21 protein-coding genes and 1 tRNA gene are annotated in these 19,479 nt (G+C 74.3%); 13 read left to right on the top strand and 9 right to left on the bottom strand.

What is annotated here, in order from left to right:
- Positions 1–31: 31 nt before the first annotated feature.
- A complete protein-coding gene (locus DNK53_RS02605) occupies positions 32–610 on the top strand; it encodes a hypothetical protein (protein ID WP_110180723.1) in 579 nt (192 codons plus the stop codon).
- A gap of 82 nt (positions 611–692) precedes the next feature.
- On the opposite strand, the gene DNK53_RS02600 is transcribed toward DNK53_RS02605, so the two are convergent.
- The 4 genes from DNK53_RS02600 to mobA all read right to left on the bottom strand — a co-directional run bounded on the left by DNK53_RS02600 (position 693) and on the right by mobA (position 3,381).
- Entirely contained in the window at positions 693–1,364 is a 672-nt protein-coding gene (locus DNK53_RS02600) for a bacterial proteasome activator family protein (RefSeq protein WP_110180722.1), read from the bottom strand.
- Between the two features lie 10 nt (positions 1,365–1,374).
- A complete protein-coding gene (locus DNK53_RS02595) occupies positions 1,375–2,358 on the bottom strand; it encodes an NAD(P)H-quinone oxidoreductase (protein ID WP_110180721.1) in 984 nt (327 codons plus the stop codon).
- A 64-nt stretch (positions 2,359–2,422) separates the two neighbouring features.
- Positions 2,423–2,743 carry a DUF6457 domain-containing protein gene (locus tag DNK53_RS02590; protein ID WP_204163714.1) on the bottom strand — a complete coding sequence of 107 codons (321 nt, stop codon included), beginning with the start codon at positions 2,741–2,743 and terminating at the stop codon, positions 2,423–2,425.
- A gap of 14 nt (positions 2,744–2,757) precedes the next feature.
- Positions 2,758–3,381, bottom strand: coding sequence for a molybdenum cofactor guanylyltransferase (gene mobA, locus DNK53_RS02585; RefSeq protein WP_110180720.1), 624 nt, complete (start codon positions 3,379–3,381; stop codon positions 2,758–2,760).
- A gap of 27 nt (positions 3,382–3,408) precedes the next feature.
- Between mobA and DNK53_RS02580 the strand changes: the two genes are divergently transcribed.
- From DNK53_RS02580 to DNK53_RS02565, 4 genes are all read left to right on the top strand, one after another.
- Positions 3,409–4,176, top strand: a complete 768-nt coding sequence (locus DNK53_RS02580; protein WP_110180719.1) for a carbon-nitrogen hydrolase family protein — start codon at positions 3,409–3,411, stop codon at positions 4,174–4,176.
- A gap of 10 nt (positions 4,177–4,186) precedes the next feature.
- Positions 4,187–5,479 carry a hypothetical protein gene (locus DNK53_RS02575; RefSeq protein ID WP_162599727.1) on the top strand — a complete coding sequence of 431 codons (1,293 nt, stop codon included), beginning with the start codon at positions 4,187–4,189 and terminating at the stop codon, positions 5,477–5,479.
- A 57-nt stretch (positions 5,480–5,536) separates the two neighbouring features.
- Positions 5,537–5,767, top strand: coding sequence for a biotin/lipoyl-binding carrier protein (locus tag DNK53_RS02570; RefSeq protein ID WP_110180717.1), 231 nt, complete (start codon positions 5,537–5,539; stop codon positions 5,765–5,767).
- 82 nt (positions 5,768–5,849) lie between these two features.
- On the top strand, positions 5,850–8,198 hold the full coding sequence (locus DNK53_RS02565) for an SCO7613 C-terminal domain-containing membrane protein (RefSeq protein WP_110180716.1): 2,349 nt from the start codon (positions 5,850–5,852) through the stop codon (positions 8,196–8,198).
- Positions 8,199–8,376: 178 nt separating this feature from the next.
- Here DNK53_RS02565 and DNK53_RS02560 read toward each other — a convergent pair.
- Both DNK53_RS02560 and DNK53_RS02555 read right to left on the bottom strand, forming a co-directional pair.
- Positions 8,377–8,466: transfer RNA gene (locus DNK53_RS02560), tRNA-Ser, on the bottom strand.
- Positions 8,467–8,530: 64 nt separating this feature from the next.
- Positions 8,531–8,998, bottom strand: coding sequence for an NUDIX hydrolase (locus tag DNK53_RS02555; protein ID WP_110180715.1), 468 nt, complete (start codon positions 8,996–8,998; stop codon positions 8,531–8,533).
- A 38-nt stretch (positions 8,999–9,036) separates the two neighbouring features.
- Here DNK53_RS02555 and DNK53_RS02550 point away from each other — a divergent pair, with 38 nt between their 5' ends.
- Together DNK53_RS02550 and DNK53_RS02545 are read left to right on the top strand one after the other, a co-directional pair.
- Complete coding sequence (locus DNK53_RS02550; RefSeq protein ID WP_110180714.1) at positions 9,037–9,267, top strand: hypothetical protein; 231 nt, start codon at positions 9,037–9,039, stop codon at positions 9,265–9,267.
- Between the two features lie 203 nt (positions 9,268–9,470).
- Positions 9,471–10,406: an SPFH domain-containing protein gene (locus DNK53_RS02545; protein WP_110180713.1), complete on the top strand. Its 936-nt coding sequence runs from the start codon at positions 9,471–9,473 to the stop codon at positions 10,404–10,406.
- Here DNK53_RS02545 and DNK53_RS02540 read toward each other — a convergent pair.
- Together DNK53_RS02540 and DNK53_RS02535 are read right to left on the bottom strand one after the other, a co-directional pair.
- On the bottom strand, positions 10,387–10,836 hold the full coding sequence (locus tag DNK53_RS02540) for a nucleoside deaminase (RefSeq protein ID WP_110181365.1): 450 nt from the start codon (positions 10,834–10,836) through the stop codon (positions 10,387–10,389). The two genes, DNK53_RS02545 and DNK53_RS02540, sit on opposite strands and share 20 nt — an antisense overlap.
- Before the next feature lie 30 nt (positions 10,837–10,866).
- Positions 10,867–11,358, bottom strand: coding sequence for a tRNA adenosine deaminase-associated protein (locus tag DNK53_RS02535; RefSeq protein ID WP_110181364.1), 492 nt, complete (start codon positions 11,356–11,358; stop codon positions 10,867–10,869).
- Between the two features lie 74 nt (positions 11,359–11,432).
- On the opposite strand from DNK53_RS02535, the gene upp reads away from it, so the two are divergent.
- A complete protein-coding gene (gene upp, locus DNK53_RS02530) occupies positions 11,433–12,074 on the top strand; it encodes a uracil phosphoribosyltransferase (RefSeq protein ID WP_110180712.1) in 642 nt (213 codons plus the stop codon).
- On the opposite strand, the gene DNK53_RS02525 is transcribed toward upp, so the two are convergent.
- Positions 12,056–12,556 carry a hypothetical protein gene (locus DNK53_RS02525; protein ID WP_110180711.1) on the bottom strand — a complete coding sequence of 167 codons (501 nt, stop codon included), beginning with the start codon at positions 12,554–12,556 and terminating at the stop codon, positions 12,056–12,058. The two genes, upp and DNK53_RS02525, sit on opposite strands and share 19 nt — an antisense overlap.
- Before the next feature lie 57 nt (positions 12,557–12,613).
- Here DNK53_RS02525 and DNK53_RS02520 point away from each other — a divergent pair, with 57 nt between their 5' ends.
- The 5 genes from DNK53_RS02520 (at position 12,614) to pntB (ending at position 19,446) form a co-directional block, all read left to right on the top strand.
- Positions 12,614–13,189: an MFS transporter gene (locus DNK53_RS02520; RefSeq protein WP_110180710.1), complete on the top strand. Its 576-nt coding sequence runs from the start codon at positions 12,614–12,616 to the stop codon at positions 13,187–13,189.
- Between the two features lie 58 nt (positions 13,190–13,247).
- Positions 13,248–13,841: a TetR/AcrR family transcriptional regulator gene (locus DNK53_RS02515; RefSeq protein ID WP_162599726.1), complete on the top strand. Its 594-nt coding sequence runs from the start codon at positions 13,248–13,250 to the stop codon at positions 13,839–13,841.
- Positions 13,842–13,897: 56 nt separating this feature from the next.
- Entirely contained in the window at positions 13,898–16,204 is a 2,307-nt protein-coding gene (locus DNK53_RS02510) for an MMPL family transporter (protein WP_110180708.1), read from the top strand.
- 236 nt (positions 16,205–16,440) lie between these two features.
- Complete coding sequence (locus DNK53_RS02505) at positions 16,441–17,970, top strand: Re/Si-specific NAD(P)(+) transhydrogenase subunit alpha (protein ID WP_110180707.1); 1,530 nt, start codon at positions 16,441–16,443, stop codon at positions 17,968–17,970.
- Between the two features lie 3 nt (positions 17,971–17,973).
- The gene (pntB, locus tag DNK53_RS02500; RefSeq protein WP_239456325.1) at positions 17,974–19,446 is read left to right on the top strand and encodes a Re/Si-specific NAD(P)(+) transhydrogenase subunit beta; all 1,473 of its coding nucleotides are present in this window, start codon (positions 17,974–17,976) and stop codon (positions 19,444–19,446) included.
- The last annotated feature ends 33 nt before the right edge of the window (positions 19,447–19,479 follow it).

Genomic DNA, 19,479 nt, shown 5'->3' with positions numbered 1-19,479 from the left:
GGCGGCGGGCCGGACGGCTACTCTCGTCGCCATGCTCGCCCGTGCCCTGCGCCCGCTCCTCGCGCTCCTGCTGGCCGGCCCCCTCGCGCTGGCCGGCCTCGTCGCGGCCGCCGGCCCGGCCGCCGCCTGCAGCTGCGCCGTGCTCACCTTCAAGCAGCAGGTGAAGATGGCCGACACGGTGTTCGTCGGCAAGGTGGCCGGCGAGGGGACGCCGTCGGGCAACGACCTGACTTACGACGTGGTGGCGAGCCGCGTCTTCAAGGGCGAGCTCGAGGACCCGCGAGTCCAGGTGTCGTCGGCGGCCGACTCGGCCGCCTGCGGCATCGGCCCGGTCGAGACCGGCCAGAACTGGCTCTTCCTCACCACGGAGGGGACCACGAGCAGCTGCTCGGGCAGTGCCCCCGCCTCGACCCAGGTGATGGAGCGGGCCCAGCGCCTCTTCGGGATCGGCACCCGGCTCGAGCCGCCGGCGCCGACCGAGGCGGTCCGCACCCGCGTCGAGTCGTCGCCCCCGACCGAGCTCTCCCGGCTCGCCGCGCCCGGGGCCGCCCTCGTCCTGCTGGGGCTGCTCGGCCTGGCCGTCGTCAGCCGGGTCGGCCGCCCCCACTGATCCGCTCGCCTGGACAGTCCCCCGCGTCCTGACCACGACACGCCGCGGCGGGTCGGTCAGAACGTGGGGGACTATCGAGAAGTCAGAGGTACATCCCGCCGGAGCCGCCCGGGGCGCCCGGCTCGGGCTGGACGGGCCCGGCCTGACCCTCCTGACCCGGTCCGCCGGGGACGCCCGGGTGGCCGTGGCCGCCGGCGACGCCGGGCGGCAGGGCCCGGCGCATCTGCTCCAGCTGGGCGCGGCTGACCATCTGCTGGGCGTAGATCGCGGTCTGGATGCCGTGGAAGAGACCCTCGAGCCAGCCGACCAGCTGGGCCTGGGCGATCCGCAGCTCGCTCTCCGAGGGGGTCTCCTCCTCGGTGAAGGGCAGCGCGATCCGCTCGAGCTCCTCGATCAGCTCGGGCGCCAGGCCCGACTCGAGCTCCTTGATGGAGGCCTGGTGGATCTCCTTGAGGCGGGCGCGGCTCGCCTCGTCGAGCGGGGCGGCCTTCACCTCCTCGAGGAGCTGGCGGATCATGCTGCCGATCCGCATCACCTTCGCCGGCTGCTCGACGAGCTCGGTGATGGCGCGCTCCTCGGAGCCCCCGCCGTCCTCCTCCTGCGCCTCGACCGCCTGGGCGACCATCGCCGCGGGGACGCTGCCGACCGGCTCGCCGTCGGGACCGATCACGAGGACGTGACCCTCGGGGACCTCGCTGGGCCCGCCCTCCGCGGGGGTGGCGGCGGGGTCGGGGGTGGCGGAGGCGTCAGTCATGCCGTCCAGCCTAGTCAGCGACCGTGAGGACGATCTTGCCCACGTGACCGCTGGCGTCCATCAGCGCGTGCGCCTCGGCCAGCCGTTCCAGCGGCATCGTCGCGTGCACGACCGGCCGCACCTGACCGTCGGCCACCAGGGGCCAGACGTGCTCGACGACGTCGGCGCAGATCGCGGCCTTCTGCTCCACCGGGCGGCCCCGCAGGGCGGTCGCGGTCACCGACGCGCGCTTGCGGAGCAGCTTGTTGAGGTCGAGCTCTGCCTTGGTCCCGCCCTGCAGGCCGATCACGACGAGCCGGCCGTCGGGGGCCAGGACGTCGACGTTGCGGGCGAGGTACTTGGCCCCCATGTTGTCGAGGACGACGTCGGCGCCGCGGCCGTCGGTGGCCGACCGGACCACCTCGACGAAGTCCTCCTCCCGGTAGTTGACCGTGATGTCGGCGCCCAGCTCGGCGCAGGTGGCCAGCTTCTCCGTCGAGCCGGCGGTGGTCGCGACCTTGGCGCCCCAGGCGGAGGCGAGCTGGATCGCGAAGGTGCCGATCCCGCCCGCGCCGCCGTGCACGAGGAAGGTCTCGCCCGCCTCGAGGCCGGCGGTCATGAAGACGTTGGACCAGACCGTGCAGGCCACCTCGGGCAGGGCCGCGGCGGTGACGAGGTCGACGCCCGCGGGCACCGGCATCAGCTGGCCGACCGGGACTGCGACCTGCTCGGCGTACCCGCCGCCCACGAGCAGGGCGCACGCCTCGTCGCCGACCGACCAGCCGGTCACCCCTTCGCCGAGCGCCGCGACGCGGCCGCTGCACTCCAGGCCGAGGATCTCCGACGAGCCTGGCGGCACGGGGTAGAAGCCCTGGCGCTGCAGGGTGTCGGCCTTGTTGACGGCGGTGGCGACGACGTCGAGGAGCACCTCGCCCGGCCCGGCCACGGGGGCGGGGACGTCGGTGACGGAGAGGACCTCGGGCCCGCCGGGCTCGGCGATGTGGGCTGCACGCATGGCGCCCACCCTAGTCAGCGGCGCCCACCGTGCAGGGCCCCCGAACGGTCGACCGGGGGAGGGTTCAGTCGATCCGGTCGCCGGTGTGGTCGACCTCGCTGTCGTCGGGCACCGGGACCTCCACGTCGTCGGGGTCCGGGGCGTCGGCGGGACGGTCCCAGGCCAGCGCCAGCGCCTGGGCCCGGGCGGCCAGGGACTCCACGTGCTCCGGCCCGGCGGCGGCCGCGCCGGCGGCGTACCCCAGCATGAAGGTGCTCACCGGGGCGGCCCGTCGCTCCACGTTGTGCGCCACGTCGCGGGCCAGGTCGAGGACCAGCGCCTCGTCGACCTCGAGGTCGAGGTCGAGGGTGTCGCACAGCTCGTCGATCCAGTCGTGGAGGTTCACGGGACCAGCGTGGGTCACGGCGAGAGGTCCCGCAAGTCCCCCCAGGTGTCGACGTCGCGCGCCTCGCGACCCTCGCCGCGGACCTCCGCGAGGTCGAGGTCGCCCAGCAGCCGGCGGACCGAGAGGCCGCTGCCGGAGTCCCCGGGGCGCGCCGCGTCGAGCCGCCGTACGGCGACCACGCCGCACAGCTGTCGGCCGCCGGCGCCGTCGTGCAGGAAGGCGCCGTCGCGGCCCTCCGCGGCGGCCAGCAGCCGGCGGAACGTCGAGGCGCTCACCCGTGGCATGTCGACGGCCAGCACCGCCAGCCACGGCGCCCCGTCCCCCTCGCCCGCCGGCTCGCCCGCCAGCGCGTCGGCCGGGTGGCCCGCCAGCACGTCGGCCAGCGCGTCGCGACCGGCGAGGATCCCGGCGGCGGGCCCGCCTCCCGGCGGCTCCTCCCGGGTGAACCGCACGGGCCGGGCGGTGGGGGCCGCGGGGCCGACGACGGCGACGGCCCGGGCGTCGACGACCGCGTCGAGGGCCCAGTCGAGCAACCGGCGCCCCTCGAGCTCGAGCCCCGCCTTGTCGACCCCGCCGAGGCGTCGACCCGTGCCGCCGGAGAGGACGACGGCGGCGAAGGCGTCGGCGGGCTGGTCCATGCGCGGCAGTCTGTCAGGCTGGGCGGCATGGCCGACCAGCTCCGCGTCACGCTCGTCCAGGAGGCCTCCGACCTCGACCCCCGCACCAACCGGGAGCGCCTCGCCGACCTCGTCCCCGCCGGCTCCGACCTCGTGGTGCTGCCCGAGGCCTTCGCCCGCGACTTCGGCAAGCCGGGGTCCGACGTCTCCGGCCACGCCGAGCCGCTGGACGGCCCCTTCGCCCGCGAGCTCGCGCGCGTCGCCGAGGAGCGCGGCACCACCGTGGTGGCGGGGATGTTCCGCACCGGGGAGGACCCCGACCGGCCCTTCAACACCCTGCTCGTCCGCGGCGCCGTGGAGGCGTCGTACGACAAGATCCACCTCTACGACTCCTTCGGCTACCGCGAGTCCGACCGGCTGTCGGCTGGGCCCTGGCAGGTGGTCGTGGTCGAGGTCGGGGGCTTCCGGGTCGGCCTGATGACCTGCTACGACCTGCGCTTCCCCGAGCTCGCCCGGGCGCTGGTGCTGGCCGGCGCGGAGGTGCTGGTGGTCCCCGCGGCCTGGGTCGCCGGCGAACGGAAGGTCGACCACTGGCTCACCCTGCTGCGGGCGCGGGCGATCGAGAACACCGTGCACGTCGTCGGCGTCGGCCAGCCGGCGCCTCGCTACACCGGCCACTCGGCCGCCTTCTCCCCGCTCGGCGACGAGCTGGTCCAGACCGGTCCCGAGGCGGCGACCGTCGAGGTCGTGCTGACCCGCGAGGAGCTCGAGACCGCTCGGCGCATCAACCCCTCGCTGGCCAACCGGCGCGGGTAACCTCCCTCAGGTGTCTTCCCCACGACCCGGTCGCCGCGCCGCGCCCAAGACCTCGCGGTGGTCGAAGGTGCGCGTCTCCCGCGGCGGCGGCCAGCCCGCCGGCCGCCGGGTCGCCGACCGCACGGGGCGTCCGGCCCCGGGTCCGGAGGAGACGCCCGCCTCGCCCGTCGCGGATCCGGTCGTGGAGCCGGTCGCCGAGCCGGTGGTCGCCCCGGTCCCGTCCGAGGCGCCGGAGCCGGTGGTGCAGGCCGCGCCCGAGTGGACCACCGACCACCCGGTCGACCCGCTCTCGGAGGCCGTCACCGCCGACGTGCCCACGGGACTGGCGTCCCGCTTCGGCCGCTCCTGGCAGCTGCTCGCCGCGGCCGCCGCGGTGCTGCTCGCCGGCTGCGTGGCGCTCGCCCTCGCGGCCCTCCACGCCGGACCGGGCTGGCTGGACGGCGCCGGCGCGGTCGCGGTCCTGACCACCTACGCCTGGGCGCTGATGGGCCGCACGGGCGGCCGCCAGGTCGTCTTCGGCGTGCTGGCGCTGGTGATCGGCCTGGCCGCGGTGCTGGGCGACAGCGAGGTGCTGCGCAGCGGGGCTGCCGTGATGACGTGCGTGGTGAGCGGGGTGCTCGCGGTGGTGCTCACCGTGCCGGCCCGGACGTTCGCCGGGGTGGTCCGGGAGGTGGTCGTCGCGACGACCGTCGCCTCCGTCGGCGCCTTCGCCACCGTCGGGTTCGAGCCCGTGGCCAGCTCGGTCCGCTTCGAGCACGTCACCCTCGCCCTGGGCTTCCTCGTGACGTTCATCCTCGTCTGGCGCTTCGGCGCGGGACTGCACGGCCTGGGCACCCGCGGGCTGGTCACCGTCCTGGTCGGCACCGTCCTGCTCGCCGGCAGCCTGCTCTACGCCGAGATGCTGCGCCGCTACGACGTCTCGGCGGTCGTCGGGCCGACCAACGCCGCGGTCGACTGGAGCCGGGACACGCTCGGCGCCGCCCCCAGCCCGATCCTGGTGCTGCTCGGGGTGCCGGCGCTGGCGTGGGGCGTGCACATGCGCGCCCGTCGCCGCCAGGGGTGGTGGGTCTGCGCCTTCGGCGCCGCCGCGACCCTGGACGTCGCCAAGACCCTGGTCAACTGGGACACCTCCTACGTCGAGGCGGGGCTCCAGCAGGTGTACGGCGTCGCGCTGGGCCTGCTCGTCGGCTACGGCGTCATCCGGCTCGACCTGCGCCTCACCGGCCAGCGCGGGCGCCGCGCCCGGGCGGCCGAGGCCGAGCACGCGGTCCGGCCCGAGCCGCGCCGCTTCGGCTCCCTCTGAGCAGGGCCGCGTCGAGCCGGTTACGGGTACCTCCCGGTAACCCCTAGCGTCGCTGGCATGGCACGCGAACGGACGACCGAGGTGCTCGCCGAGATGGTGGCCGCGGTCATGGAGGTGGCGGTCGGCGCGGGCGACGAGGTCGCTCCCGGCGACACCGTCGTCCTGCTGGAGTCGATGAAGATGGAGATCCCGGTGCTTGCCGAGGCGGGCGGCCGGGTCGTGGCGGTGAAGGTGTCGCCGGGCGACGTCGTCCAGGAGGGCGACGTGCTGGTCGTCCTCGGCGCCTGAGCACCAAGGCGCACCGGGCACCGGGACGGCCTGAGTACCGGGACGGATCCCGGCGCGGCCGCGGGTGCATCAGGATGGCCCGGTGACCCCCAGGAACCCCGTCCCCTGCCCGCAGTGCTCGGCACCGGTCGAGCCCGGGCTGCCGGCCTGTCCCCGCTGCCACCTGCGCCTCGTCGGCCCGGACGCGGCCCGGCTCTGGCAGGTCACGCAGCAGATCGACGTGCTGCGTGCCGAGGCCGACCACCTGGTCGGCCGGCTCCGCCAGCCGGCGCCGCAACCGGTGGGCGGCCCTGCTGCCCGGCCGTACGGCGCCCCGACGCCCGCCCCGCCGCTGAGCGCCACGCAGCCGAGGCCGCCGTACGGCGCCCCGCCGCAACCGATGCCGCCGATGCCGCCCTACGCCGCCCGCCGGCGCTCGGGCCCGAGCGGCCAGCAGGTGCTCCTCGGCCTGGGGGCGCTGCTCACGCTGTCGGCCGCCTCGCTCTTCCTGGTCGTCTTCTGGCTGGTCGTGGGGGTCGCCGGCCAGGCGCTGATCATGGTCTCGCTCACAGCCGCCGCGGTGGGCGCGTCCGCGTGGAGCACCCTCCGCCGCCTCCCCGCCGCCGCGGAGACCTTCGCGGCGGTCGCCGCCGGACTGCTGCTCATCGACCTCGAGGCCGCCCACCGGCTCGACCTCGGGGGCCTCGGCCACCTGCCCCTCGACGGCTACTGGGCCTTCGCCGGGCTGCTCGGCGGCTGCGTCCTGCTGCTCGCCGACCGGGCGGTGCCCCGGGTCCGCGACGGGCTCCCGCTGAGGCCGGTGCTCACCTTCCGGCCGGCGGCCGCCACCCTGCTCTCCTGGGCCGGGCTGGCCGCGGCGAGCGCCGCCGGTGACGGCCTGGCGCGGTCGGCGGCCCACCTGGGCCTGCTGGTGCTGGCGCTCGTCGGGGTCGCCGTGGCGCTCCGGTGCGACCGTCCGGTCCCAGACCTGGCGGTGCCGCCGGCCGTCGTGCCGGGCGGGGTGGTCCGCGGGCGCCCCGGCGTCCCGCTGCCCGCCCGGCGGGGCACGCGCCCGCGGGTGCTGCCCCTCTCGGCCCTGCCCGTCGCGGTCACGGCGCTGGCGGCGCTCCTGGTGCACGCCCACGCCGGCCTCGTGGTCGGTCTCGAGCCCACCCGCCCGCCCGCGGAGCGGTACGCCGCCGCGGCGCTGCTGCTCGCCCTGCCCGTGCTGGCCCTGGTGCTGCGCGCCGTCCCGCGGGCCTCGGCCGCGGTGCGCGCGGCCGTCGGCCGGGACCTGCTGGTCGACGTGGCCGTCGTGGCGGCCCTGCCGGCGCTCGCGGTGGTCCTCGTCGACGCCCACCGGCTGGTGCTGGTGGGCCTCGCGGTGGTCGTCGCCGCCGGGGTCGTCGCCGAGCTGGCACTGCGCCGCACGGACCGCAGGCCCGGCACCGCCGGCACGGTCGGCTGGGTCCTGCTCCCCGTGCTGGTGCTCGCCACCTGGGCGCTCACCGAGGCCGCGGCCGAGGACGGGCTCGCCCTGCTCGCCGAGCTCGGCGGGTCGCCCGCCCCCTGGTGGCTGCCGGTGCTGCCCGCCCTCGCGTGGCTCGCGGCCTCGCTCGGCGCGGTCGCGACGACCCGCCGGGCCGCCTGGACCGTCGTGGCCCACACCGCCGCGCTGGCCACCGTGGCCCTGCTGGTCCGCGACGCCGAGCCGCAGGTGCAGGTCGTCGCCACCCTGGTCGCCTGCGTCGTCACCGCCGCGCTGGCCGGCGTCCCCGGGGTCCTCCCCGCCGGCCCCGAGCGGGAGCAGCACGAGCTGGTCGCCCACCTCTTCGCCGCCGGGTACGGCGTCGCCGCCATCGCGGTGAGCGCGCCGGAGTCCGCGGTGCTCAACGCCGCCGCCCTCGTCGTCACCGGCGTCTGCCTGCTCGCGGTCTCCGCGGCGCGGGGCCGGCTCGTCGGCGCCTACCCCGGGACCTTCCTGGTCTCGGCAGGGGTCTGGCGGCTGCTCGTCGACGCCGAGGTGGAGCCGGTCGAGGCCTACACGGCGGTGCCGTTCGTGCTGCTGGTCGGGGTCGGGCTGCTGCAGTCGCGCCGGGAGCCGGCGTCGCCGACCGCCCTGACCATGGGTCCCGCGCTCGGGGTGGCGCTGCTGCCGAGCAGCTGGGTCGCGATCGCCGACGGCGACGTCCTGCGCCTGGTCGTCGTGAGCCTTCTCGCGGTCGCCGCCCTGGTGGCCGGCGTGGCCCGTCGCTGGCGGGCGCCGGTCGTGGTCGGGGCGGTGGTCCTCGTGCTGGTCGCGCTCACCCAGGGCGGGCCGCTGCTGGTCCACGTGCACGCCTTCGTGACGCTCTTCCTCCTCGGCGCCCTGCTGCTGGGGATCGGCGTCGCCTGGGAGCGGGCCGTCCTGGCCGGCAGGCGTGCCGCGGGGTGGTTCTCGACGCTGCGCTGACCGCGCGCCACACCCGCGACGCCGGGGCCGCCTCTGTGCTCCCGCCGCCTTTGTGCTCCCTGAGGGTCACCGGGTGACCCTCAGGGAGCACAAACCCCCTCCCGGACGAGCAGCGGGGACGACGAAGGCCCGGACCCACGGGTGGGTCCGGGCCTCGCGGATGTCCTGCGACATCACATGGCGGTGGCGGAGGGATTTGAACCCTCGGTGGGCTTGCACCCACAAACGCTTTCGAGGCGTTCTCCTTAGGCCGCTCGGACACGCCACCGCGGGAGAGGCTACCGGACGCCGGTCGGGCCGCGGAAATCCCCCTCGGCCAGCGGGACCCCGGGTCAGGGGAGGAAGCGGGCCCGCTCCTCGTCGGCCAGCCCGGCCTCGACCCGCGCGGCCATGTGGGCGCCCATCGGCGGCAGCGCGTCGACCGGCCACCACCGCACGTCGACCGACTCGTCGTCGGCCACGTGGGCGTCGCCCCCGAGCCAGGTGCAGGCGAAGGTGAGGTCGAGGTACGACGCGCGGTCGCCGTTGCCGTGCACCACCCCGGAGATCACGGACGTCGAGGCGAGCCGGTCGACCCGGATCTCGACCCCGGTCTCCTCGAGCGCCTCCCGCCGGGCGCAGACGGCCGGCTCCTCGTCGGGGTCGACGATCCCCGTGACCGGCGCCCACTCGCCGGTGTCGGCCCGCCGGACGAGCAGCACCTCGTCGGCACGGCGCACCACCGCGGTGACGCCGGGCAGCCACAGGGGCATGGCGCCCACCCGCTCGCGCAGGGCCACGACGAACTCGGGGATCGGCATCCCGCCAGCCTAGGGGCGGGGCTCGCTAGGCTCGTGGTGTGATCCGGATCCTGTTCCTCCTCGTGGTCCTCGCCCTGCTGGTCGGGGCAGCGGTCGTGCTGCTCAGGGGTCAGCGGCGGGACTCCGGCCGGCACGCGACCGAGCTGGCCCGGGTCAGGAAGGTGACCGACGTGGCCTACCAGCACGACGAGATCTCCGACGGTCTCGCCGGGGCGATCATCGAGCGCACCCGGGGCCTGGGCCCCGACTCCGCCGTGCAGGAGCTTTAGGCGGCGCTGGACGACGTGCTCGGGCTCGCCCGCGAGCACCGCGCCACCGAGCCCGACCTCGCCACGATCGTCATCGACACCGTGCGGACGCGCGAGCTCGGCTGAGCACGCGCCGGGGGAGTGCGCCGGCGCGGCGCCTGCCATGATGTGCGGCGCCGTCGCGGCGCACCGAGCCGCGCGCACCGAGCAGGGGGAGCCGCCGCATGTCCAAGAACCCGTCCGTCCCGACCGCCGCCTCGGGGAGCCGGTTCGCCAAGGGCGGCGTCGCCGTGGCCCTGCTCGTCGTCGCGCTGCTGGTGGTGCTGGCCTTCGTCCGGCCGACGACGGTGTCGACGGGACCCGACCAGGTGGCGCTCCACTACACCGGCGGCGCCTTCACCCCGACCCGGTTCGGCGACTGCGTGGGCACCTCGACGCGGGCCTGGGACGGCCCCGGCGACAAGCACTTCTCCTACCCCTCGAGCCAGCGCAACTACGTCTTCGGCGAGGGCGGCGACCGGCCGAGCATGACCTTCGTGACCAAGGACGGCATCGAGATGAGCGTCGACGGCGTCGCGTCGTTCCTGCTCAACACCGAGTGCCAGACGCTGCGCCGCTTCCACGACCTGATCGGCAACCGCTACTCGGCCTACATGGACACCAGCGACGGCAACGGCTCCGTCGGCTGGCTGACCATGCTCTCGGTCTACGTCTCCAAGCCGCTCGAGACCGCGATCGACCGGGCCTCGCAGAACTACACCTACACCGACCTCTACACCGACCCCAACGTGAAGGCGCAGTGGGAGCGCGACGTCCTCGAGCAGCTGCCCGACCTGGTCGGCCGGCAGATCGACGGCGAGGAGGAGTTCTTCGTCAACTTCTCCATCACCCTGCAGAAGCCGGTCCCGCCGGAGCAGGTCAAGGAGGCGCTGATCGCCCAGCAGGAGGCGGTCGCCCGGGCCAAGGCGCGCGAGGCCGAGGCCGAGGCGCAGGTCAAGGCAGCCGAGGCGCAGGTCAAGGTCGAGCGGGCCGAGGCCGAGAAGATCCAGGAGCGGATCAAGGTCCTGGGCCGCGACGGCTACCTGCGGCAGTACGCGATCGACAAGGGGCTCAACCCCTACCAGCCGAGCACCAGCGGGATCATCCAGAACCGGGAGTGAGCCGCTGGTCGCGGAAGAAGGCGTCCAGCAGGGCGGTGGACTCCGCGGCCAGCACCCCGGCCACCACCTCGGGGCGGTGATTGAGCCGGCGGTCGCGGACGACGTCCCAGAGGCTGCCCACGGCGCCGGCCCGCTCGTCGTACGCCCCGAAGACGACGCGCGCGACCCGGGCCAGCACGGCGGCGCCGGCGCACATCGTGCACGGCTCGAGCGTGACCACGAGCGTGCAGCCGTCGAGCCGCCACTCGCCGCGGGCGCGGGCGGCGGCCCGCAGGGCGACCACCTCGGCGTGGCCGGTCGGGTCGGCCTCGGCCTCGCGCACGTTGCGGCCCGACCCCAGCGGTACGCCGTCGGGGTCGAGCACCACGGCGCCCACCGGCACGTCGGCGGAGCGCAGCGCGTCGGAGGCCTGGTCGAGGGCGAGGCGCATCGCCTCGTCCCAGCGGGAGGTCGTCACCGCTCAGACCGCGCTGAGCCCGACAGCGTCGTCGAACTCGGGGCCGAAGCCGAGGCGGCGGGCGACGTCGGAGAGCATCTCGTCAGGGTAGAGGTCGACGTCGTCGAGCAGCACGGCCATGTCGACGGCGTGCATCCCGAGGTCGGCGACCAGACCGAGGTCGCCGGCGGGCTCCCGGGCGTCCTCGTCCTCGGGGATCACGCCGAGGAACTCCACGACCGAGCGGGCCAGCTCCCACTCGCCGGCGGCGCTGACGTCGGAGAGCAGCACCCGGGTGGTGGAGCCCTCGACCCGGACCATCACGAAGAAGTCCTCGTCGACCGCGACCATCCCCAGCGCCCCGCCCTCGCCTGGCAGCCGGCGCAGCGCGTGGGCGATCTCCTCCACGGAGCCGCAGGCGGACTCGGCCAGCTCGTCGAGGCGCCAGCGACCCTCCTCGCGCCGGGCCGCCAGCGCGAAGTCGATGCCCTCCAGCTGCTCCGGAGCCAGGCCCATGCCCATGAGCGTGGCACGGATGCCGACGCCCGCCAACCCCCGCGGTGGGCCGGGGCTCGACTAAAGTCACCCCCATGCAGACCCAGGTCGTCGACCACCCGCTCGTGGCCCACAAGCTCACCACCCTGCGCGACGAGCGCACCGACTCGCCGACCTTCCGCCGACTCACCGACGAGCTGGTCACGCTGCTGGCCTACGAGGCGACCCGCGACGTCCGGGTCAACCCCGTCGACATCACCACCCCGGTCGGCCCGACCACCGGGGTCAAGCTGGCCACCCCCAAGCCGCTGGTGGTGCCGATCCTGCGGGCCGGGCTCGGGATGCTCGACGGGATGATGCGGCTGCTGCCCACCGCCGAGGTCGGCTTCCTCGGGATGGTGCGCAACGAGGAGACCCTCGAGGCGGCGACCTACGCCGAGCGGCTCCCCGACGACCTGTCGGGGCGGCAGTGCTACGTGCTCGACCCGATGCTGGCCACCGGCGGCACCCTGGCGGCGGCCATCCGCTTCCTCACCGACCGCGGTGCCGACGACATCACCGCGATCTGCCTGCTGGTCGCGCCCGAGGGCTGCGACAAGCTCGAGCAGGAGATCGCCGACCTCACCGTCCCGGTCAAGGTGGTCACCGCGGCGATGGACGAGCGGCTCAACGAGAAGGGCTACATCGTCCCCGGCCTCGGCGACGCGGGCGACCGGCTCTACGGCATCGCCGGCTGATCCTCGCCCGCTCCGCCGGTCCCGTCCGGCGCGCCGGGCGTCCCCGGGTGCGGCTGCAGCATCGAGAACAGCACGTAGGTCCGGCGTGACGCGTCGCGGCCCCGGGTGCGGCGTACCCACTGCTGCAGCAGCGCGCCCATCTCGCCCGTGAGCTCGCGCGCCTCCTCCTCGGTCAGGCGTAGCGACTGCTCGGTGACGGAGCGGTGGTCGCCCTCCGGCGTCCCGCCGGCGTGCGCCGCGTCGACGAGGGCGTGCGCCCAGGCGGCGGCCTGCGAGCGGAAGACGTCGGCGGCGGCCTCCCCGCCCGGCTGCCGGGACAGCTCGCGCAGCCGGTCGCTGCCGTTCCTCTTCGACGCCCTGACGTACGCCGTCTCGCTGGTCGCGGTCTCCCGGGTGAAGGCCGACCTGTCGGCGCCCCTCCGCGAGACCGGGGCCCCACGGGGGGCGCCCGTGGCCGAGCTCGTGGGGGGGGGCTGCGCCACCTGCTCGCCGTCCCCTACTTCCGCGCCTCCGCGGTCTTCTCGGCCGCGTCCAACCTGGTGGTCAACGCGGTCTTCCTCGTCGCGGTGCTGAGGATGGTCGAGGAGGGCGTGGCGCCGCCGGTGATCGGGGCCGTCGAGGCCGTCGCAGGTGCCGGCGGCGTGCTGGGCGCGCTGCTCGCGCCGTTCCTCGTGCACCGCGTGCCGACCGGGCGCCTCACCGTGCTGATCGCCTGGAGCTGGGTCCCACTGCTCCTCCCGCTGGTGCTGTGGTCCTCGCCGTGGGTGGTCGCGGCCGTGCTGGGGGCGGGCCTGCTGCTCAACCCCGCCGGCAACGCCGCGACCCAGTCCTACCGGGTCGCGATCACTCCCGAGCGGCTGCAGGGGCGGATCGCGTCGTCGTCGCAGTTCCTGGCCTTCACCACCATCCCGCTCGCCCCGCTGCTGGGCGGCTGGCTGCTGGAGGCGTACGGCGGTCGCACGGCGACCGCGCTGCTGCTCGGCGCCGCGGCGCTCGCCGCCCTGGTGCCGACCCTGAGCCGGTCGGTGCGCCGGGTGCCGCGTCTCGACGGGTGGCCGACGTCCCCCGTGGCCGTCCCCGGGGCCGGGGCCGAGATCGTGCCCCAGGCGGTGTGACGGAGCCGACAGGCTCGATCCTCTGCACTTTCACCATCAGAGTGCAAGAATGCACTCCATGTCCGAAAGTGCAACCGGGTCGCGCGAGGCCAAGCGCCTCGCGACGAGCCGGCGCATCATGCGGGCGGCCAGTGAGCTCACCCTCGAGCGCGGCCTCGAGGGCTGGACCATGGAGGACCTGGCCGTCGCGAGCGACGTCTCGCGGCGCACCCTCTTCAACTACTACCCGGCCAAGCTCGACGCCGTGCTCGGCCCGATGCCCGAGCTCTCGCCCGAGCTCTTCGCGGAGTTCCGCGCCGGCGGTCCCACCGGGCGGCTGGCCGAGGACTGCAAGGTGCTGGCGCAGGCGGTGCTCGCCGAGGACACCTTCAGCCGGCGCGACATCCAGCTGCAGCGCCGGGTGATCCTCGAGGTCCCCCGGCTGGTGGTCACCGTGCACGAGCGCTTCGAGACCATCGCCGGCCAGCTCGTCGAGCACATCCTGGCCCGCGAGGGCGAGGAGTTCGGAGCCGCCCGGGCGCGGATGCTCGTGCGGCTGATGGTCTCGCTCTTCGACAGCTGCCTCGACAGCCTGGCCGAGGAGCACCAGGACCGGCCCCTCGCCGAGCTGTTCGGCGAGGCCCTGGAGTCCGCCCGCCGCCTGCTCGCCTGAGCGCCCCGGCGTACCCCCCCCCACGATTCCCGCCCCACCCACAGGAGATCCGCCAGATGGCAACCCTGCTCTACCGACTCGGCAAGACCGCCTTCCGGCGCTGGCCGTTCTTCCTGCTCGCCTGGCTGATCGCGTTCCTCGCTGTCGGCGGCTTCGCGGCCTCCCAGTCCAAGCCGATGAGCGACGCGCTGACCATCCCGGGGATCCCGTCGGAGAAGGCGGCCGACCTGCAGGCCGAGCTCTTCCCGGGCTCCCGGGACGCGTTCTCCGAGGCGACGGTCAACCTCGTCGTCGTCGCGCCCGAGGGCACCACCCTCGAGGACGAGGAGAACGTCGAGGCGATCGACGAGCTGATCGCCGGGATCCCCGACCTCCCGCAGACCCCGCCCGCCGACGAGCTGCAGCTGGCCGACCCCGCCACCGCGGCCGCCGGGCAGCAGAAGATGTTCGTCGACGCGGCCCGCGAGAGCGGCCAGCCGCTCGACGTCGCCCGGCAGAACGCCGCCGTCCTCTCGCCGCTCTCGGAGGACAAGAGGGTCGGGACGATCACCTTCGAGTGGGACGTCGACGCGCCCACCGAGGTCGAGGTCGCCTCGATCGACGCCCTCGAGGAGCTGATGGCCGACGTCGAGGAGTCCAGCGGCCTGCGGGTCGAGGTCAACGGCTCCGGCACCAGCGCGATCACCGAGCTCGGCCTGACGTCCGAGGCGATCGGCGTCGCCGTGGCCCTGCTCGTCCTGCTGGTCACCTTCGGCTCGCTCGTCGCCGCCGGCATGCCGATCTGGATCGCGCTCGTCGCGGTCGGGCTCACCAACATCGGCATCGTCGCGATGACCGCCTTCACCGACATCGGCTCGACCACGCCGATGCTGGCCACGATGATCGGCCTCGCCGTCGGCATCGACTACACGCTCTTCATCCTCGCCCGGTACCGCTCCGAGCTGCACCACACCGACGACCGCCAGGAGGCCGTGGGGATCGCGGTCGGCACCGCCGGCTCCGCCGTCGTCTTCGCGGGCCTCACCGTGATCATCGCGCTCACCGCGCTGGTCGTCGTCGACATCCCGTTCCTGGCGTCCATGGGCTTCGCGGCCGCCTCGGGCGTCGCGCTGGCCGTGCTCGCCGCGCTCACCCTGCTGCCCGCCTTCCTCGGCGTGCTGAAGTCCAAGGCGTTCGGCGGCCAGGTGATCAAGCACAACCCGAAGCGCGAGGCCGACGGCCACATCATCAACAACGGCGTCCGCTGGGCGCGGCTCGTGGGCAAGGCGCCCGCCGCCTTCGCCCTGCTCGTCGTCGTGGTCCTCGGGGCGCTCGCCTTCCCGATCAAGGACCTCTACCTGGCCTTCCCGACCGACGGCACCAAGCCCACCTCCACCACCCAGCGGCAGGCCACCGACCTCGTCGCCGAGGCGTTCGGGCCGGGCCGCGAGGGCCCGCTGCTGGTCGTCGTGGACGCCCGCGACGTGCCCGAGGAGGAGCGCGGCCAGTCCTTCGGCGCCGTCGCCGCCTGGGCGGCCGAGACCGAGGGCGTGAGCAACGCCCAGGTCGTGCTGACCAACGAGGAGGGCACCGGCGCCCAGGTCATGGTCACCCCGGCCACCGGCCCCGACGACGAGGCGACCAAGGACCTGCTCGAGACGCTCCGCGCGGGCCAGTCCGACATCGAGGAGGAGACCGGCACCACCACCGGCGTCACCGGCCTGACCGCCATCACCACCGACGTCTCCGACCGGCTCAGCGACGCCCTGCCCGTCTACCTGGCCGTCGTGATCGGCCTGGCGTTCATCCTGCTGGTGCTCGTCTTCCGGTCGATCCTCGTGCCGCTCACCGCCACCCTGGGCTTCCTGCTCTCGGTGCTCGCGACCCTGGGCGCCACGGTGCTGATCTTCCAGAAGGGCACCTTCGGGATCATCGAGGGCCAGCCGATCGTCTCCTTCATGCCGATCATCCTCATCGGCATGGTCTTCGGCCTCGCGATGGACTACCAGGTCTTCCTGGTGACCCGGATGCGGGAGGCGCACGTGCACGGGATGTCGACCCGGGACGCCGTCGTCGACGGCTTCCGCAACAGCGCCCGGGTGGTCACGGCCGCGGCCGCGATCATGATCGCCGTCTTCGCGGCCTTCATCCTGCAGACCGAGCCGATCATCAAGTCGATGGGCTTCGCGCTCGCGGCCGCGATCGTCTTCGACGCCTTCGTGGTGCGGCTCGTGCTGATCCCGGCGCTGCTCTACCTGATGGGCGAGAGGGCGTGGTGGATCCCGCGCTGGCTCGACCGGGTGCTGCCGAACGTCGACGTCGAGGGCGAGAAGCTCGACCGTCCCCACCTGAAGGCCGGGGTCGTGGACGACGACTACGTCTAGCCGCGAGACGGCGAGGCCGCGCCGGGCGGCCGGCGTACGGCTCCCGCGCACGGCAGGGCCGCAGGACAGCAGGACCGCAGGACAGCAGAGGGCCGCGGCCACCGCACGGTGGTCGCGGCCCTCCGTCGTCCGCGGGGCGTCCCGCTCCGCGGACGACGGTCCCGATGAGTGGACGTCCGGGGCGCCCGGGAGCGTCGGGGGTACCTTGACCTCGCCCACCCCCAAGGAGGAACCACGTGCGCATCGGCATCCCCCGCGAGTCCCGCGACGGCGAGACCCTCGTCGCGGCGACCGCCAAGACCGCGGAGCAGCTCGTCGGGCTCGGCTACGAGGTGGTCGTGGAGTCCGGCGCCGGTCAGGCCGCCGACCTCCGCGACGAGACCTACGCCGAGGCCGGCATCCGGGTCGCGGACGCGACCGAGGTGTGGTCCAGCGACGTGGTAGTGAAGGTCAACGCGCCCACCGCCGACGAGGTCGCCCGGATGCGCCGGGGTGCGACGGTGGTCTCCCTCATGGCGCCCGCGCGGAGCCCCGAGCTGCTCGACCAGCTGCAGGCCGCTGGCGTCACCGGTCTCGCGATGGACGCGGTGCCGCGGATCTCGCGCGCCCAGTCGATGGACGTGCTCTCCTCCATGGCGAACGTCGCGGGCTACCGCGCCGTCGTCGAGGCCGCGCACGCCTTCGGCCGCCAGTTCACCGGCCAGGTCACCGCCGCCGGCAAGGTGCCGCCTGCCCGGGTCTTCGTCGTCGGCGCCGGCGTCGCCGGCCTCGCGGCGATCGGCGCCGCGGGCGCGATGGGCGCGATCGTGCGAGCCTTCGACGTCCGCCCCGAGGTCGCCGAGCAGGTGCAGTCGATGGGTGCCGAGTTCGTCACCGTCGACATGGAGGCCGAGGTCTCGTCCGACGGCTACGCGAAGGAGATGACCGCCGAGCAGGAGAAGGCGACCGCGGTGATGTACGACGAGGAGGCGCGGCACGCCGACATCGTCATCACCACCGCCCTGATCCCCGGCCGCCCCGCGCCCCGGCTGATCAGCGCCGAGACCGTGAGCCGGATGAAGCCGGGCTCCGTGGTCGTCGACATGGCCGCGGCCAACGGCGGCAACGTCGAGCTGACGGTCAAGGACGAGAAGGTCGTCACCGAGAACCTCGTGACGATCCTCGGCTACACCGACCTCGCCGGCCGGCTCGCCGCCCAGACCAGCCAGCTCTACGGCACCAACGTGGTCAACCTCTTCAAGCTGCTCACCCCGGGCAAGGACGGCGAGCTCGTCCTCGACATGGACGACGTCGTGCAGCGCGGCATCACCGTCGTCCGCGACGGCGAGTCGATGTGGCCGCCGCCGCCGGTCCAGGTCTCCGCCGCCCCGGCCGCCGCGCCTCCGGCGCCGGTCGAGCCCGCGGCCCCGAAGCCGCCGCCCGACCCGCGCCGCAAGGTCTTCGCCGCCGCGCTGGCCGCCGTGGCCTTCGCGGCCCTGGCGACCGTGTCGCCCGGCGCGTTCCTCAACCACTTCACGGTCTTCGCCCTGGCCGTCTTCGTGGGCTACTACGTGATCTCCAACGTCGCCCACGCCCTGCACACGCCGCTGATGAGCGAGACCAACGCGATCTCCGGGATCATCGTGGTCGGCGGGATCCTGCAGGTCGGCTCCGAGAGCCTGCTCGTGTCGGCGCTGGCCGTGCTGGCCGTGCTCGTGGCGAGCATCAACATCTTCGGTGGCTTCCTGGTCACGCTCCGCATGCTCGAGATGTTCCGGAAGGACTGACCCGTGACCGACTTCCTGACCTCCTCCGAGCTGGTGGGCCTCGTCCAGGGGCTCTACATCATCGCGGGCGTCCTCTTCATCGCGGCGCTCGCCGGGCTGAGCAAGCACGAGACCGCCAAGCGCGGCAACCAGGCCGGCATGGCCGGCATGGGCCTCGCGCTGGTCGCCACCGTCCTGCTGGCCGCGCGGCAGAGCCAGTACGCCGGCTACCGCGACCTGCCGATCACCCTCGTGCTGATCGCCGTCCCGATGCTCGTCGGCGGCGCGATCGGCGCCTGGAAGGCCCGCACGGTCGAGATGACCGGCATGCCCGAGCTGATCGCCCTGCTGCACAGCTTCGTCGGCCTCGCCGCCGTGCTGGTCGGCTTCAACTCCTTCTTCGAGCACGGCACCCACGACAAGGTGCACGCCGTCGAGGTCTTCCTCGGCGTCTTCATCGGCGCGGTCACGCTGACCGGCTCGATCGTGGCCAACCTCAAGCTGAGCGCGAAGATGAAGTCCGCCCCGCTGACCCTGCCCGGGCGGCACCTGCTCAACGCCGGCATCATCCTGGTCTCGCTGGGCCTGATGGTCTGGTTCATGTCCTCGCAGGAGCTGCTGACCGACGACGTCGAGGTCGGCGTGGTCCCGCTGGTGATCATGACCGTGCTCGCGCTGGTGCTGGGCTTCCACCTCGTCGCCGCGATCGGCGGCGGCGACATGCCCGTCGTCGTCTCGATGCTCAACTCCTACTCCGGCTGGGCCGCGGCGGCCGCCGGCTTCATGCTGAGCAACGACCTGCTGATCATCACCGGCTCCCTCGTGGGCTCCTCCGGTGCGATCCTGTCCTACATCATGTGCAAGGCGATGAACCGCTCGTTCATCTCCGTGATCGCCGGCGGCTTCGGCTCCGACGGCGGCAGCGCCGGCGAGGACCGCGACTACGGCGAGCACCGCGAGATCAACGCCGAGGAGACCGCCGAGCTGCTCGCCGGCGCGTCGTCCGTGGTGATCACCCCGGGCTACGGCATGGCGGTGGCGCAGGCGCAGTACCCGGTGGCCGAGCTCACCGCGGCGCTGCGGGCCAGGGGGGTCGACGTCCGGTTCGGCATCCACCCCGTTGCGGGGCGCCTCCCCGGCCACATGAACGTGCTGCTGGCCGAGGCGAAGGTCCCCTACGACATCGTGCTCGAGATGGACGAGATCAACGACGACTTCCCCGAGACCGACGTCGTCCTGGTGATCGGCGCCAACGACACCGTCAACCCGGCCGCCGTCGAGGAGCCGGGCTCCCCGATCGCCGGGATGCCGGTGCTGGAGGTCTGGAACGCCAAGGAGGTCATCGTCTTCAAGCGGTCGATGGCCACGGGCTACGCCGGCGTGCAGAACCCGCTCTTCTTCAAGGAGAACACCCGGATGCTCTTCGGCGACGCCAAGGAGCGGGTCGAGGACATCGCCCGCGCCCTGCCGCGCGACCGCGAGCCCGCGCTGCGCTGACCCGGCTCCGCTGACCCCGGCCGCCCGCTGGGG

Origin of the sequence: Nocardioides solisilvae (assembly GCF_003194625.1) — a bacterium.
Taxonomy (GTDB): domain Bacteria; phylum Actinomycetota; class Actinomycetes; order Propionibacteriales; family Nocardioidaceae; genus Nocardioides; species Nocardioides solisilvae.
The sequence above is the reverse complement of the archived record's forward strand: the minus strand, read 5'-3'. Positions and strand labels throughout refer to the sequence as shown.

Excerpts from the sequence above, each read along its gene's own strand:
- DNK53_RS02535 (WP_110181364.1), bottom strand. The coding sequence starts at position 11,358 with ATGGGCCTGGCTCCGGAGCAGCTGGAGGGCATCGACTTCGCGCTGGCG.
- DNK53_RS02580 (WP_110180719.1), top strand. The coding sequence starts at position 3,409 with ATGGCCGACCAGCTCCGCGTCACGCTCGTCCAGGAGGCCTCCGACCTC.
- DNK53_RS02595 (WP_110180721.1), bottom strand. The coding sequence starts at position 2,358 with ATGCGTGCAGCCCACATCGCCGAGCCCGGCGGGCCCGAGGTCCTCTCC.
- DNK53_RS02555 (WP_110180715.1), bottom strand. The coding sequence starts at position 8,998 with ATGCCGATCCCCGAGTTCGTCGTGGCCCTGCGCGAGCGGGTGGGCGCC.
- upp (WP_110180712.1), top strand. The coding sequence starts at position 11,433 with ATGCAGACCCAGGTCGTCGACCACCCGCTCGTGGCCCACAAGCTCACC.
- DNK53_RS02510 (WP_110180708.1), top strand. The coding sequence starts at position 13,898 with ATGGCAACCCTGCTCTACCGACTCGGCAAGACCGCCTTCCGGCGCTGG.
- DNK53_RS02545 (WP_110180713.1), top strand. The coding sequence starts at position 9,471 with ATGTCCAAGAACCCGTCCGTCCCGACCGCCGCCTCGGGGAGCCGGTTC.
- DNK53_RS02540 (WP_110181365.1), bottom strand. The coding sequence starts at position 10,836 with ATGCGCCTCGCCCTCGACCAGGCCTCCGACGCGCTGCGCTCCGCCGAC.
- DNK53_RS02605 (WP_110180723.1), top strand. The coding sequence starts at position 32 with ATGCTCGCCCGTGCCCTGCGCCCGCTCCTCGCGCTCCTGCTGGCCGGC.
- DNK53_RS02515 (WP_162599726.1), top strand. The coding sequence starts at position 13,248 with ATGTCCGAAAGTGCAACCGGGTCGCGCGAGGCCAAGCGCCTCGCGACG.
- DNK53_RS02600 (WP_110180722.1), bottom strand. The coding sequence starts at position 1,364 with ATGACTGACGCCTCCGCCACCCCCGACCCCGCCGCCACCCCCGCGGAG.
- DNK53_RS02570 (WP_110180717.1), top strand. The coding sequence starts at position 5,537 with ATGGCACGCGAACGGACGACCGAGGTGCTCGCCGAGATGGTGGCCGCG.
- mobA (WP_110180720.1), bottom strand. The coding sequence starts at position 3,381 with ATGGACCAGCCCGCCGACGCCTTCGCCGCCGTCGTCCTCTCCGGCGGC.